The following is a 14,796-nucleotide window of genomic DNA, read 5'->3' as shown; positions in this document are numbered from 1 at the left end:
GTGTGCTTTCCGTGCCGTTCAGCATGGCGCGAGGCCGGCGCCATGCCAAGCCGGATTCGCCGCGAAGGCCGACGGCGGCTATAAGCCGTCCGGAGGAGATGGCATCGGCCAGAGGAATGAACCACGGGTGGCGCCGCGCGCCGGGGGATCCGCGCTATGGCGTGGCGGCCGCGGCACTCGCCGCGAGCGCCCCTTCCAGTGCCCGGCTTACCGCGGCCTGCGCGTGCAGCGCGGTGGTGTCGAAGACCGGCAGCGGCACGTCGTCCTGCCCGATCAGCAGCGCGATTTCGGTGCAGCCGAGGATCACGCCGCCCGCGCCTTGTGCCCGCAGGTCGTCGACCACGCGCCGGTATGCGTCGCGCGAGTCGTCGCGCACGATGCCGTGGCACAGCTCGTCGTAGATCACGCGATGCACCAGCGCGCGCGCCTCGGGCCCGGGCACCAGCGCTTCGATGCCGTGCCGGTCCAGCATGCGGCCGCGGTAGAAATCCTGCTCCATCGTGAAGGCGGTGCCGAGCAGGCCCACGCGCGCGATGCCGGCCGCGCGCAGCGCCTGCGCGGTGGGATCGACGATGTGGAGGAACGGGATGTCGAGCGCCGCCTCGATGGCGGGCGCCACGCGGTGCATGGTGTTGGTGCACAGCACGACGAAATCCGCACCGGCGGCCTGCACCTGCAGCGCCGCCTCGCGCATGCTTTCGGCAAGCTCGTCCCAGCGCCCGGCATGCTGGAGCGCCTTGACCTGCTCGAAGCTGACCGTGACCATCACGCTGCGCGCGTTGTGGTGGCCGCCGAGCCGCCGCTTCATGTCCTGGTTGATGAGCCGGTAGTACTCGGCCGAGGATTCCCAGCTCATGCCGCCGATCAGTCCGATGGTCTTCATTCCGTGCCTTCCCCGCGCGCGCCGGCGCTGTGCGAACCGGCGCCACTGTAGCAGGCGCCGCCGCCGCGGCCCATGCACAGTCGCGCGCGCGCCGACCGGGCCAGCGCCGCCGCGCCGGCCGGCATGCAGCCGGTGCGCGCCGCCGCGACGGTCAGGGCAAGGCGCTGCGGATCAGCAGGTTGATGCGCTCGGGCTGCTCGTGCACCACCCAGTGCGTGCCGTCGGGAATGCGCTCGAGGCGCATCTCGGGCACGAACCGGCCGAGCCCGTCCAGCAGGCTCCTGGGCAGCGCGGTGTCGCGCTCGCCCCAGATCACCAGCGTGGGCACGCGCACCGTGAAGGCGGCCGGGTCCAGCCTGGAGATGTCGGGCGGCGTCTCGCCGGGGCCGGGCGGGTGCATGGGCGAGGCGCGGTAGTAGTTCACGCCGCCGGTCAGCGGATGCGAGCCGCGGGCGCCGGGCTGCGACCACGCCGCGTGGTATTTCTCGCGCGTCTCCCCGCCGAACCACGGCGCCGGCTGCCCGTCCGGCCCGTGGAGGAAGCGCTCCAGCCTGGCGAAGCCGTCCGCCGCCAGCGCCTCCTCGGCGCCGGGCTGGCGCAGCCAGTTCATGTAGGCCGAGGCCTTCTGCTGCTCGGGGCTGCCGAGCAGCGCCTTGGCGAACACATAGGGATGCGGCGAATTGATGATGACCAGGCGCTCGACCAGTTGCGGGAACTGAATCGCGAGGTTCCAGCAGATCGCCCCGCCCCAGTCGTGCGCCACCACCACGCAGCGCGAATACCCGAGCGCGTTGACCAGTTGCACCAGGTCCTCGACGATATGGCGCGGCCGGTAGGCCTCGACTTCGGCCGGCTTGCTCGACAGGTTGAAGCCGCGCAGGTCCGGCGCCACCGCGAAGTGCGTCTTGCCGAATTCGGCGAGCTGCGCTTCCCACTCGTACCAGAACTCCGGAAAGCCGTGCACGAACAGCACCAGCGGCCTGCCCCGCTCGCCCGCGCTGGCGTAGTGCAGGCGCGTGCCGTTGGGCAAGGTGGCGTACTGCAGGTGACGGATGACTGCAGCCTTGGACATGGTTTCTCCTCCCTTGCCGCGATGAGTTTGTCTGCGTCGGGCACGCGGCAGCGTGGGGTAACGCACGAACCGTGCCCGCGCGCCGCCTATCCGCGCAGCGCCGCCACCAGCCCGGCGCGCACCTCGGGCTTGTCCGCGAACGGGTCGCCGGGGTTGCGCTGGCCGATGATGTCCCCGAAGCGCTGCCGCACCGGATCGAGCTGCTGCGGATGCGAGTAGATGTAGAAGCCGTTGTCGCGGATCGCGTCGAAGGTGATCTGCGCGACCTCGGCGGCCGTGACCTTGCCCGAGCTGACCGCCTTGTCCGACATCGCCTGCGACACCAGTTGCGAACGCGTGAGCGGCCCCTCGTTGGCGAGCTCCGCGGGCCGGTTGCGGCCCGACCTGGTGATGCCGGTCGGCACGAAATACGGGCACAGCACCGAGCAGCGCACCTGCTCGCTGACCAGGCTCAGGTCCTGGTACAGCGACTCGGACAGCGCCACCACCGCGTGCTTGGACACGTTGTACACGCCCATCGCCGGCGGGCTCAGCAGGCCGGCCATCGAAGCCGTGTTGACGATATGGCCTTCGAACGACGGGTCCTTCCGCGCCGCGGCCAGCATCAGCGGCGTGAAGATGCGCACGCCGTGGATGACGCCGTGGAGATTGACGCCGAGCACCCAGTCCCAGTCGCGCTCGGTGTTCTCCCACAGCAGGCCGCCGGCGCCCACGCCGGCGTTGTTGAACAGCAGGTTGACCTGGCCGAAGGTGGCGATGGCGGCATCGGCCAGCGCCTGCACCTGCTCGGCCCGGGACACGTCCACGCGCACGCCGATCGCCGGCACGCCCTGCGCCTTGAACTCGGCCACGGTGGCGTCCAGCGCGTCTTCCTGCACGTCGGCCAGCACCAGCTTCATGCCGAGGCCGGCGCCGATCCTGGCGAACTCCTTGCCGAAGCCGGACGCGCCGCCCGTGATCACCGCCACCTTGCCCTGGAATTGCTTCATGTCGTCCGCCTCTCGTCCTGTGTCGTCGCGATGTCGCCGCGATGTCGTCGTTATGTCGTCGTTATGTCGTAGCCATGTCGTTCCGGCGGCCCTGCCGTGGCCGGCTGCCGTCAGTCCAGCAGGTCGGGCTGTTCCTTGACGATGCGCGCGTACAGCGGCTGGAACTGGAACCAGCCCGCCTGCGCGGTGCCGACGATCGAGTACGCCTGGCGCGCCGCGGCATCCGAGATCATCTTCAGCGGCGCGTTGGTGCGCGCGGCGGCGGCCTCGGCCAGCAGCTGCACCTGGCACGAGCGCTCCATCGTGATGAACCACCACGCGGCCTCGTCCACCGTCTTGCCCACGGTCAGCAGGCCGTGGTTCTGCAGAATGGCCGCCTTGTTGCCGCCGAGCGCGTTGGCGATGCGCTGGCCTTCGTCGAGCTCCACCACCACGCCACCGAAGTCGTCGTAGACCGCGTGGTCGTTGTAGAACGCGCACACGTCCTGCGTGAGCGGGTCGAGCGGGCGGCCCAGCGTGGACCACGCGCGCCCGTGCGTGCTGTGCGAGTGCGCGGCGGCCACGGCGTCCGTGCGGGTCTGGTGCACGCGCGAGTGGATGGCGAAGGCCGCGGCGTTGACCGGGTGGGCGCCCTCCACCACGTCGCCGTGGTGGTCGCAGCGGATCAGGTTGGAGACCTTGACCTGGCTGAAATGCACGCCGAACGGATTGACCCAGAACGTATCGGGAAACTCGGGATCGCGCGCGGTGATGTGGCCCGCCACGCCCTCGTCGAAGCCGAACTTCGAGAACAGGCGAAACGCCGCCGCGAGGCGCTGCTTGCGGTGCAGGCGCTCCGCGGCCGGCGTGTCGAACTGCGGCGGGCGCGGCAACATGCGGTACCGCGCCTTGACCTCCTCGGAGAGGCCGGCGGCGATGTCGTCGGGGTTGTCCTGCGGCTTGGTGTGGTCTGCCGGTGCGTTCATGGGGAGTCTCCTTTCTTATGTGGTTGGCTGGCCGCGCCCTGGCGCGCCTACACCAGCTTGACGAGCTGCTTGCCGAAATTCCTGCCCTTGAGCAGGCCCATGAAGGCTTCCGGCGCGCTGGCCAGGCCCTGCGCGATGCTCTCGCGGAACTTGAGCTTGCCCTGCGCCACCGCCGCGCCCAGTTCCTGCAGCGCCTGCGGCCACAGTTCCATGTGCTCGGACACGATGAAGCCTTCCACGGTCAGGCGCGACACCAGGATCAGTTGCGGGTTCTTCAGCGGCATCGGCTGGCCGTCGTAGCCGGCGATCATGCCGCACACGGCGATGCGGCCGAAGGCGTTCATGCGCGCCAGCACGGTGTCGAGGATCTCGCCGCCGACGTTCTCGAAATAGCCGTCCACGCCGTCGGGCGTGGCTTCCTTGAGCATGGCGTAGAGTTCCTTGCCGTCGCGCGCGGCCTTGTAGTCGATGCAGGCGTCGAAGCCCAGCTCGCCGGTCACGTAGTCGCACTTGTCCTTGCCGCCGGCAAAGCCCACCACGCGGCAGCCCTTGAGCTTGGCGAGCTGGCCCACCACGCTGCCGACCGCGCCCGACGCCGCGCTGACCGCCACGGTCTGGCCGGCCTTGGGCGCGATGATCTTGTTCAGGCCGTACCAGGCCGTCACGCCCGGCATGCCGACCGAGCCGAGATAGGCCGACAGCGGGATGCGCGTGGTGTCGACCTTCTGGATGCCGGCGCCGTCGCTCACGCCGAGCTCCTGCCAGCCGAACATGCCCACCACCTTGTCGCCCACGGCGTATTTCGCGTTCTTCGAGGCGATCACCTCGCCCACCGTGCCGCCGATCATCACCTGGTCCAGCGGCTGCGGCGCGGCGTAGGACTTGCTGTCGTTCATGCGCCCGCGCATGTACGGGTCGAGCGACAGGTAGTGGTTGCGGACCAGCACCTGGCCGTCCGCCAGTTCCGGCACCGGCACTTCCTCGAGGCGGAAATTGCCGGGCGTGACCGCGCCGGCGGGACGCGAGGCCAGCACGATGCGCTTGAAGGTATTCGACATGATGGTTTCCTTGCAGTGAAACGGGCGATGGCGGATGCGCGCCGCCCTTCGTTGTCGGTGGAACGCGCCGGCGGCGCGGCTTGTTTCAACAGGGCGGGCGCGCGGTGCGGCCGGCGCGCGCGGCGAGCGCAGCAGGCGCGGTCGGTCTCAGGCGCCGCGCGGCGGCGGCGGTCCGTGCAGGCTGCATCTTGTCTCCGTTCTCTGTTGTCTTTATCGGTGCTGCGTGCCGGCGTTTGCCGCCGGTCTGGGTATCGTTTGCCTGCTCCCCCTCCTGGCGCGCCGGCCTCAGCCGTCGGCGCCGGTGTCGGCGGCGGCGCTGCTGGCGCGCTGCGGCGGCACGCGCCTGACGTACTTGAACGTGCCCGAGCCGCGCGACACGGTCTTGCCGTCGCCGTCGACGATCTCCGCCTCGCAGAACGCCATCGTGCTGGTGCGGTGCACGCACTGGCCGCGCGCGATCAGCCTGCCGCGGCCCGGCGCCATGAAGGTGGTCTTCATCTCGATCGTCACCACGCCGCGGCCGTCGCCGTCGGCCGCGCGCCCGGCAATCGCCATCGCCACGTCGAGCAGCGTCATCAGCACGCCGCCGTGGGCCATGTCCCAACTGTTCTGGTGGCGCTCCTCGAGCGCCAGTTCGATCTCGCTGCCTTCGCGGTCCATGCGGTTGCATTGCACGCCGAGCGCGGCGAGGAAGGGAATCCTGAGGGGAAAGCCGTTGGTCTGGTTCATGGATGGTGAATAGGGCTGAAAACGGGGTCGGCGCGCCGGCGGAAACCTGCAAGCGGCATGCCCGCCGCGCACCGGTTGCATTAAAGCATGGCTCAGACCGCGCTGACGCCCCCGTCCACCGCCAGCACCTGGCCCGTGATGTGCTTGCCGGCCGCGCTGGCGAACAACAGCGCGGCGCCCTTCAGGTCTTCGTCGTCGCCGAGGCGGTGCAGCGGCACGCCGGCGCACATGGCGTCCACGCCCAGGCGGTCGAGCGAGCCCTGCGTCATCTTCGAGGGGAAAAAGCCCGGCGCCAGCGCATTGACGGTGATGTTGTGCTCGCCCCACTCGGCCGCCAGCGTGCGCGTGAAATTGACCACCGCGCCCTTGGAGGTGTTGTAGGCGATGGTCTCCATCGTCCCCGGCGGGTTGCCCGCCAGCCCGGCGATGGAAGCCACGTTGATGATGCGGCCGTAGCGGCGCGGGATCATCGACAGCTTGCCGATGCGCTGCGACAGCAGGAACAGGCCGCGCACGTTGAGGTTCATGACCTTGTCCCAGGCCTCCACCGGATGGTCCTCGGCGGGCGCGCCCCAGGTGGCGCCGGCGTTGTTGACGAGGATGTCGACGTGGCCGAGTCTCGCCAGCGCCTCGTCGGCCAGGCGCGCAATGTCCGTGTCGCGCGCGCCGTCGGCGGCGATCCATTCGGCGTCGATGCCGCGCGCCTTGAGATGCGCCTGGGCCGACTGCAGCTCGTCGGCCTTGCGCGCCGACAGCACCAGGCGCGCGCCCTGCTCGCCGAGCGCCTCGGCGATCTGCAGGCCGAGCCCGCGCGAGCCGCCGGTGATCAGCGCGGTCTTGCCCGTGAGGTCGAACAGTTGCTGGATGGTGTGCATGTTGTCTCCCGATCTGTCGTGGCGCGCGCCGCAGCCGGCGCGCGCGGGTCTTGTCCGTCTTGCCTGCCCGGTATGGCGCCGGAGCGTCAGAACCAGGCGTCCTGCATGTCCAGCGTGGTGCGGTCCAGCGACGCCAGCAGGTCCAGCTGCGGGCCGGCCTTGGGCAGCTCCCAGCGGAAGAAGTACGCCGCCGCGGCCAGCTTGCCGCGGTAGAACGCCACGTCGTCGCCGCCGGCGGTGGCCAGCGCGGCCTGCGCCAGTAGCGCCTGCTCCAGCCAGATCCACGCCACCACCACGTGGCCGAAGGCCTCCAGGTAGACCGACGCGTTGGCCAGCGTCACGCTGGCGTCTCCCGCCGCCCACAGCGCCTGCGTGACCTCGGCCACGCGCCCGACGGCGGCGCCCAGCGCGCGCGCATGGCTGGCCAGTCCGGCGTCGCCGCCGGCCAGCGCGCGGCCGATGGTGGCCTGGATTTCCGCGCCCAGCGCCTTGAACGCCGCGCCGTCCTTCATCACCACCTTGCGGCCCAGCAGGTCCAGGCCCTGGATGCCGTGCGTGCCTTCGTGGATCGGGTTGAGGCGGTTGTCGCGGTAGAACTGCTCGACGTTGTACTCGCGCGTGTAGCCGTAGCCGCCGTGCACCTGGATGGCCAGGCTGTTGGCCTCCAGGCACCATTGCGACGGCCAGCTCTTGGCGATCGGCGTGAGGATGTCGAGCAGCAGCGCCAGCCGTTCGTGCTCGGCGCCCGCGGCGGCGCGCTCCTGGTCGACCAGTTGCGCGCAATACAGGTTGAGCGCCAGCCCGCCTTCCACGTAACTCTTCTGCGCCAGCAGCATGCGGCGGATGTCGGCATGCTCGACCAGCCGCACCTGCGGGCTGGCCGGGTCCTTGCCGCCGGGGCCGACCGGGCGGCCCTGCGGGCGGTTGCGCGCGTAGTCCAGCGCGTGCAGGTAGCCGGTGTAGCCCAGCATCACCGCGCCCAGGCCCACGCCGATGCGCGCCTCGTTCATCATGTGGAACATGCAGGCCAGGCCCTTGTGCGGCTCGCCCACCAGGTAGCCGATCGCGCCGGCCTTGCCGCCGGGCCGGTACTTCATGCCCTCGCCGAAGTTCAGCAGGCAGTTGGTGGTGCCGCGATAGCCCATCTTGTGGTTCAGGCCGGCCAGCACCACGTCGTTGTGCTCGCCGAGGCTGCCGTCGGCGTTGACCAGGTACTTCGGCACGATGAACAGCGAGATGCCCTTCACGCCGGGAATCAGCTTGCCGTCCGGGCCGGGGATCTTGGCCAGCACGAGGTGCACGATATTGTCGGAGAGCTCGTGCTCGCCGGCCGAGATCCACATCTTGTTGCCGCGCAGGCGGTACTGCGCGCCCAGCGGCGATTCGCCCTCGTGGTCGGCGCGCGTGGTGATGTCCGACAGCGACGAGCCGGCCTGCGGCTCGGACAGGCACATGGTGCCGAAGAAGCGCCCTTCCATCTCCGGCTTGACGAAGGTCTCCACCTGCGCCGGCGTGCCGTGCGCGAGCAGCAGGTTGGCGTTGCCGATGGTCAGGAACGGATAGGAGCTGGTGCCGACGTTGGCACCCTTGAAGTAGGCGAAGCCGGCCTTCTCGACCACCACCGGCAACTGCATGCCGCCGATCCCGTAGTCCTGCCCGGCTGCCATCAGCCCGGCCTCGCAGAAGGCCTTCAGCGCGGCCTTGACCTCGGGGATGATGGTGACGGTCTCGCCGTCGAAATGCGGTTCGTGCTGGTCGTTCTTCTTGTTGTGCGGCGCGAACAGGTCGGCGGCGATCTTCTCGCAGGTATCGAGCGCGGCGTCGAAGGTCTCGCGCGAGTGATCGGCATAGCGCGGGATGCGCGCCAGTTCCTCGACCTTGAGCCACTCGTACAGCATGAAGTTCAGGTCACGGCGGGAAAGGATCAGCGACATGGCAGGAACGGGCTCCTGGTCTGGAAGCGAAAATCGATGATGCGCGCCGCGGGCATGCCGGCCCGCGGCGTCGCTGTCTCCACGGCGGCGCGCTGCGTGGCGCGCCGCTTTTCTTGTTCTTGCGGCAGCGCGGCCAAGGACGCGCGTCAGACCGCGCGAAAACGACCGCACTCCGCGTGTTGGCTTCCCTCCCCCATGCAATGGGAGAGGGAAGCCAACCGCCGGCAATGCCAAGCGGTTTCTTACAGGACCTCGAACAGCCCCGCCGCGCCCTGGCCGCCGCCGATGCACATGGTCACCACCACGTACTTCACGCCGCGGCGCTTGCCTTCGATCAGCGCGTGGCCGACCAGGCGCGCGCCCGACACGCCGTAGGGATGGCCCACCGCGATGGCGCCGCCGTTGACGTTGAGGCGGTCCATCGGGATGCCCAGCTTGTCGGCGCAGTACAGCACCTGCACGGCAAACGCTTCGTTCAGTTCCCACAGGCCGATGTCGTCGACCTTCAGGCCCGCGCGCTTGAGCAGCTTGGGCACCGCGAACACCGGGCCGATGCCCATTTCGTCGGGCTCGCAGCCGGCCACGGCAAAGCCGCGGAACACGCCCAGCGGCTGCAGGCCCTTGGCCGCCGCCACCTTGCCGTTCATCACCACGGCCGCCGAGGCGCCGTCGGAGAACTGCGAGGCGTTGCCGGCCGAGATCACGCCGCCGGGCACGGCGGTGCGGATCTTGGCCACGCCTTCGAGCGTGGTGTCGCCGCGGATGCCTTCGTCGGTGGAGACCGTGACCTCCTTGGTCATCAGCTGGCCGGTGGCCTTGTCGGCCACGCCCGCGAGCACCGTGATCGGCACGATCTCGTCGTTGAACTTGCCCGCTTCCAGCGCGGCGAACGCGCGCTGCTGGCTGCGCACGCCGTATTCGTCCTGGCGCTCCTTCGAGATGTTGTAGCGCTTGGCCACGTTCTCGGCGGTCTGCAGCATGTTCCAGTAGATTTCCGGCTTGTTCTTGGTCAGCCAGCTTTCCTGGATCATGTGGCGGTTCATTTCCTGCTGCACGCAGGAGATCGACTCCACGCCGCCGGCCACGAAGATGTCGCCTTCGTCAGCGATCACGCGCTGCGCGGCCATCGCGATGGTCTGCAGGCCGGACGAGCAGAAACGGTTGACGGTGGCGCCGGGCACGGTGACGGGGCAGCCCGCGCGCAGCGCGATCTGGCGCGCGATGTTGGCGCCGGTGGCGCCTTCCGGGTTGGCACAGCCCATCAGCACGTCTTCCACCTCGCCGGCGTCGATCCGGGCGCGCGCGATGGCGTGCTGGACCGCGTGGCCGCCCAGGGTGGCGCCGTGGGTCATGTTGAACGAACCCTTCCAGCTCTTGGCCAGGCCGGTCCGTGCGGTGGATACGATGACTGCCTCGTTCATTTGTTGCTCCTCGGATTCTTGGTATCTGCGCAGGCCGCGCCTGCGCGTTGTTCGGTTTGTCCAGCCGGTTTGTCTAGCGCGCGGGCGCGGCGGCGAGCACGTCGGCCGACTGCACGCGCTGCACGCCGGCGGCGGCAAGCTCCTGCCACGCGCGGGCCAGCGAGCCGTCCAGGTCGATGGCGCGGCAGGCGTCCTCGATCACGGCCGCCTCGAAGCCGGCGGCGCGCGCGTCGAGCGCGCTCCAGGCCACGCAGTAGTCGGTCGCCAGGCCCGCGCAGAACACGCGGCGCACGCCGTGCTCGCGCAGGTAGCCGGCCAGCCCGGTGCCCGTGGCGCGGTCCGCCTCCACGAAGGCGGAATAGCTGTCCACGTCGCGGTGGTGGCCCTTGCGGATCACCAGCCGGGCATGCGGCGCGCGCAGGCCCGCATGCAGCGCGGCGCCCGGCGTGTCCTGCACGCAGTGCACGGGCCACAGCACCTGCTCGCCGTACGGCAGCGCGATGGTCTGGAACGGCTGCGTGCCGGCGTGGCTGGCGGCGAACGACGCATGGCCGGCCGGATGCCAGTCCTGCGTCACCACCACGTGCGCGAACGCCTGCGCCAGCCGGTTGATGACCGGCACGACCTCGTCGCCGCGCGGCACGGCCAGCGCCCCGCCCGGCATGAAATCGTTCTGCACGTCGATCACCAGCAGGCAATCCTGCGCCCCGTAGCTCATGGTTGCTTCCGCCCCTGCGTTGCCCTTGCCATTGCCCTTGCCCTCGCGTCCGGCTCAGTCGTTGAAGCCCTTGCCTTCGGCCGCCAGCTTCTCCAGCAGCGGCGCGGCCTTCCAGGCTTCGCCGTGGTAGCCCTTGGCGTAGCGCTTCATCGCCTGCGCCACGTTGTACAGGCCGACCTGGTCCGCGTACAGCATCGGGCCACCGCGGAACAGCGGGAAGCCGTAGCCGGTCAGGTAGACCATGTCGATGTCCGAGGCCTTCGAAGCGATGCCCTCTTCCAGGATCTTGGCGCCTTCGTTGACCAGCGCGAACACCAGGCGCTCGACGATCTCCTCGTCGGAAATCTTGCGGCGCGCGATGCCGAGGTCCTTCGAATGCTGCACGATCATCTCGTTGACCTGCTGGTTCGGATACGGCTTGCGGTCGCCCGCCTTGTAGTCGTACCAGCCCGCGCCGGTCTTCTGGCCGAAGCGGCCCAGCTCGCACAGCAGGTCGGCGGTCTTGGAATACTGGATGTCCGGCTTGTCCACCGCGCGGCGCTTGCGGATGGCCCAGCCGATGTCGTTGCCGGCCAGGTCGCCCATGCGGAACGGGCCCATCGCGAAGCCGAACTTCTCGATGGCCTTGTCGACCTGCTCGGGCAGCGCGCCTTCGTCCAGCAGGTAGCCGGCCTGGCGGCTGTACTGCTCGATCATGCGGTTGCCGATGAAGCCGTCGCACACGCCCGACACCACCGCGGTCTTCTTGATCTTCTTGGCAACCTGCATCACCGTGGCCAGCACGTCCTTGCCGGTCTTCTCGCCGCGCACCACTTCGAGCAGCTTCATCACGTTGGCCGGGCTGAAGAAGTGCATGCCGACCACGTCCTGCGGGCGTTTGGTGAACGAGGCGATCTTGTTGACGTCGAGCGTGGAGGTGTTGGACGCCAGGATCGCGCCCGGCCTGACGACTTCGTCCAGCTTCTTGAAGACGATTTCCTTGACGCCCATTTCCTCGAACACGGCTTCGATCACCAGGTCCGCGTCCTTGATGTCGTCATAGGACAGCGTGGTGGCCAGCAGGCCCATGCGCTGCTCGACCTTCTCCTGCGTGAGCTTGCCCTTCTTGGCGCTGTTCTCGTAGTTCTTGCGGATCGTGGCCACGCCGCGGTCCAGCGCTTCCTGCTTGGTTTCCAGCATCGTGACCGGAATGCCCGCGTTGAGGAAGTTCATGGTGATGCCGCCGCCCATCGTGCCGGCGCCGATCACGGCGACCTTCTCGATCTTGCGCACCGGGGTGTCGCCGGGCACGTCGGGGATCTTGCTGGCGGCGCGCTCGCCGAAGAAGGCATGGCGCAGCGCGCGCGATTCCGGCGTCGTCACCAGCGCCATGAAGCCTTCGCGCTCGGCCTTCAGGCCGGCCTCGAACGGCTTGAGCGATGCCGCCACGGCGTCCACGCACTTGAGCGGCGCCGGGAAGTTCTTGGCCACGGCGGCCACCGTGTTGCGGGCGACGGCGAGGAAGCCCTCGGCGTTCTCGTGCTTGACCTTCAGGTCGCGCACCTTGGGGTACGGGCCAGGCGCGGCCGCTACGTTCCGGGCGAAGGCCACGGCGGCGGGCAGCACGTCGCCGTCGACGATCTCGTCGAACAGCCTGGTGCCGGCGAACTTCTCGCTCGGGACGGGGTTGCCCGACACGATCATGTTCAGCGCGGCCTCCAGGCCGATCAGGCGCGGCAGGCGCTGCGTGCCGCCGGCGCCGGGCAGCAGGCCCAGCTTGACTTCCGGCAGCGCGATCTGCGCGCCCTTCGCCGCCACGCGGTAGTTGCAGCCCAGCGCCAGCTCCAGGCCGCCGCCCATCGCCACCGAATGGATGGCGGCGACGACCGGCTTGGACGAGGCCTCGATCGCGCGGATCACCGAGTGCAGCGTGGGTTCCTGGGTAGCCTTGGGGGTGTTGAATTCACGGATGTCGGCGCCGCCCGAGAAAGCCTTGCCGGCGCCGGTGATGACGACGGCCTTGACGCCCGCATCGTCCAGCGCACGGGTCAAGCCTTCGACGATGCCGAGCCGGGTGCTGTAGCCCAGGCCATTCACGGGGGGATTGTCGAGCGTGATGACGGCGACGCCGTCCTGAACCTGATACTGCGCTGTCATGCTGGTTCCTTTGTACTGGAAGTTGTCTCGGGATTCGAATTCTCGAATTATGTTTTTCTGCGTCGCGCCCGCACCGCCCGGACCCGCGCGGCGGCCCCATTGTCCGCCCCGGCGCCGGCCCCGGCTACCGGGAAAACCGCCCCCCGCCGGCACAAGCGGGTCAAGCATACACAGAAAAGCACGGTCGTTCAATTTTAATTTGGCGGCCTCGCCGGGCCGCCATGCGCCGCCTTCATGACGGCTCTCACCGCCATGCATGCCCTGCCCGCGAAGCCGCCCGCGGACGGGGTTGCGCGGCATGCGCCATGCTCCGCGCTGCACTTTCCGGCGGCGCCGACGAAGCCTTTCGGGCACGGCGGGCGCGTTTGCCTGTCCCCCTCGGATTTACCCTTAGCAGGTGCGGGAACATGCCGTCCGGCCGCCCCGGCAAGACCCGCGCGCAGAGACCGCCGGTGGTGCAAGGAGACCCAAGGAAACGCAAGGCCGCGCCAGGCGACAGAACTGTGACTGTCATGCGCCCGTCACGCGAGCCATGCATCGTAGCGGTCTTTCGACCAGATCACGCCGCCCGTATGCGCATGCTTCCGTCCGCGAACGTCACCGCAGTCATCGCCATCACTGCCGCCGCCTGGGCGCTGCCCGCGGCAGCGCAGACCAGCGCGGCGCCCGCCTATCCGGCCACGCTCGCCGGCCACGCCATCCTGCCCGCGCAGAGCTACATCGCCGCGCCCAAGGACGCGCCGCAGGACCTGCAGGCCAGCGGCAAGTTCACCACCGGCGAGCGCGTGGAAAAGCTCGGCAGCGTGGAAGGCAAGTCGAACGGCCGCCCCACCGGCGTGTCCGTGCCGTTCAGGGGCCAGCCGCTGCAAGGCCACTCCGGCATCAAGCACATGGCCGACGGCAGCTTCTGGGTGCTGACCGACAACGGCGCCGGCAGCAAGGCCAACTCGCCCGACTTCATGCTCTACCTGAACCACTACAAGGTGGATTTCAAGGGCGGCAGGCTGCAGCGCCTGGGCACCGTCTTCCTGCACGACCCGGACAAGAAAGTGCCGTTCCGCATCGTCCACGAAGGCACGAAGCAGCGCTATCTGACCGGCTCCGACTTCGACACCGAGAGCTTCCAGTTCGCCGGCGGCGCGCTGTGGATCGGCGACGAATTCGGTCCCTTCCTGATCAAGGCCGACCTGCAAGGCAAGGTGCTCGCCGTGTTCGAGACCCTGGTCGACGGCAAGCCGGCGCGCTCGCCCGACCACCCCGCCGTGACCACGCCCGGCGTGCCCGGCGGCGCGGTCGACTTCCAGGTCAAGCGCTCCAAGGGCTTCGAAGGCATGGCCTCGTCGCCGGACGGCAGCAAGCTCTACGCCCTGCTCGAAGGCCCGGTGTGGAACGCCCAGGCCAAGGACTACGAGCGCGTCGACGGCAAGGAAGCGCTGCGCGTGCTCGAGTTCGACACGCAAGCCGGCAAGTGGACCGGCCGCTCGTGGAAATACCCGCTCGAAGCCAACGGCAACGCCATCGGCGACTTCAACATGATCGACGCCACCACCGGCCTCATCATCGAGCGCGACAACGGCGAAGGCACCGCGGACAAGGCCTGCCCCGAAGGCCGGAAGCGCGACGACTGCTTCTCCGACATCGCCAGGTTCAAGCGCATCTACAAGGTCGAGCTGACCGACGCCAACGCCGGCGGCCCGCTGCGCAAGATCGGCTACATCGACCTGCTCAACATCGCCGACCCCGACAAGCTCGCGCGCAAGCCGCTCAACGACGGCGTGCTCAAGTTCCCGTTCTTCACCATCGAGAACGTCGACGTGGTGGACCCCACCCACATCGTGGTCGGCAACGACAACAACCTGCCGTTCTCCAGCAGCCGCGAGCCCAACAAGGCGGACGACAATGAGATGGTGCTGCTGGAAGTGAGCGAGTTCCTGAAGGCGAAATAAGGCGGGCTTGCCGGAAATGACGAGGCGCTTCTCTGTGTTGAAGAGAAGCGCCCGAGGGTCTTTGCCGATT

12 protein-coding genes are annotated in these 14,796 nt (G+C 69.1%); 1 reads left to right on the top strand and 11 read right to left on the bottom strand.

The genetic code is table 11. The features are described 5' to 3' along the window. Nucleotides 1-154 precede the first annotated feature (154 nt). From AC3WXD_RS18775 to AC3WXD_RS18725, 11 genes are all read right to left on the bottom strand, one after another. On the bottom strand, nucleotides 155-883 hold the full coding sequence (locus AC3WXD_RS18775; protein ID WP_020201594.1) for an aspartate/glutamate racemase family protein: 729 nt from the start codon (nucleotides 881-883) through the stop codon (nucleotides 155-157). A gap of 151 nt (nucleotides 884-1,034) precedes the next feature. Beyond that, on the bottom strand, nucleotides 1,035-1,955 hold the full coding sequence (locus AC3WXD_RS18770) for an alpha/beta fold hydrolase (protein WP_492324405.1): 921 nt from the start codon (nucleotides 1,953-1,955) through the stop codon (nucleotides 1,035-1,037). 86 nt (nucleotides 1,956-2,041) lie between these two features. Continuing rightward, entirely contained in the window at nucleotides 2,042-2,944 is a 903-nt protein-coding gene (locus AC3WXD_RS18765) for an SDR family oxidoreductase (protein ID WP_059412760.1), read from the bottom strand. 110 nt (nucleotides 2,945-3,054) lie between these two features. Continuing rightward, a complete protein-coding gene (locus AC3WXD_RS18760) occupies nucleotides 3,055-3,909 on the bottom strand; it encodes a class II aldolase/adducin family protein (RefSeq protein ID WP_020201598.1) in 855 nt (284 codons plus the stop codon). 47 nt (nucleotides 3,910-3,956) lie between these two features. Further along, nucleotides 3,957-4,967, bottom strand: coding sequence for an NADP-dependent oxidoreductase (locus AC3WXD_RS18755; protein ID WP_020201599.1), 1,011 nt, complete (start codon nucleotides 4,965-4,967; stop codon nucleotides 3,957-3,959). A 285-nt stretch (nucleotides 4,968-5,252) separates the two neighbouring features. Next, nucleotides 5,253-5,696 carry a PaaI family thioesterase gene (locus AC3WXD_RS18750; protein ID WP_492324404.1) on the bottom strand — a complete coding sequence of 148 codons (444 nt, stop codon included), beginning with the start codon at nucleotides 5,694-5,696 and terminating at the stop codon, nucleotides 5,253-5,255. Between the two features lie 92 nt (nucleotides 5,697-5,788). Next, complete coding sequence (locus tag AC3WXD_RS18745) at nucleotides 5,789-6,571, bottom strand: SDR family oxidoreductase (protein WP_454731634.1); 783 nt, start codon at nucleotides 6,569-6,571, stop codon at nucleotides 5,789-5,791. An 86-nt stretch (nucleotides 6,572-6,657) separates the two neighbouring features. Next, a complete protein-coding gene (locus AC3WXD_RS18740) occupies nucleotides 6,658-8,505 on the bottom strand; it encodes an acyl-CoA dehydrogenase (RefSeq protein WP_492324403.1) in 1,848 nt (615 codons plus the stop codon). A gap of 242 nt (nucleotides 8,506-8,747) precedes the next feature. Continuing rightward, nucleotides 8,748-9,926 (bottom strand): acetyl-CoA C-acyltransferase, encoded by a 1,179-nt coding sequence (locus AC3WXD_RS18735; RefSeq protein ID WP_059412764.1) that lies wholly within the window; start codon nucleotides 9,924-9,926, stop codon nucleotides 8,748-8,750. 73 nt (nucleotides 9,927-9,999) lie between these two features. Next, the gene (pncA, locus tag AC3WXD_RS18730; protein ID WP_492324402.1) at nucleotides 10,000-10,644 is read right to left on the bottom strand and encodes a bifunctional nicotinamidase/pyrazinamidase; all 645 of its coding nucleotides are present in this window, start codon (nucleotides 10,642-10,644) and stop codon (nucleotides 10,000-10,002) included. Between the two features lie 54 nt (nucleotides 10,645-10,698). Next, nucleotides 10,699-12,780, bottom strand: coding sequence for a 3-hydroxyacyl-CoA dehydrogenase NAD-binding domain-containing protein (locus AC3WXD_RS18725; RefSeq protein WP_020201606.1), 2,082 nt, complete (start codon nucleotides 12,778-12,780; stop codon nucleotides 10,699-10,701). A 572-nt stretch (nucleotides 12,781-13,352) separates the two neighbouring features. On the opposite strand from AC3WXD_RS18725, the gene AC3WXD_RS18720 reads away from it, so the two are divergent. Continuing rightward, nucleotides 13,353-14,726 (top strand): esterase-like activity of phytase family protein, encoded by a 1,374-nt coding sequence (locus tag AC3WXD_RS18720; RefSeq protein ID WP_492324401.1) that lies wholly within the window; start codon nucleotides 13,353-13,355, stop codon nucleotides 14,724-14,726. The last annotated feature ends 70 nt before the right edge of the window (nucleotides 14,727-14,796 follow it).

It is taken from the genome of Cupriavidus sp. FW216-B1 (genome assembly GCF_058789195.1).
Note: the sequence above shows the minus strand (reverse complement) of the source record. Positions and strands in the feature narration are given on the sequence as shown.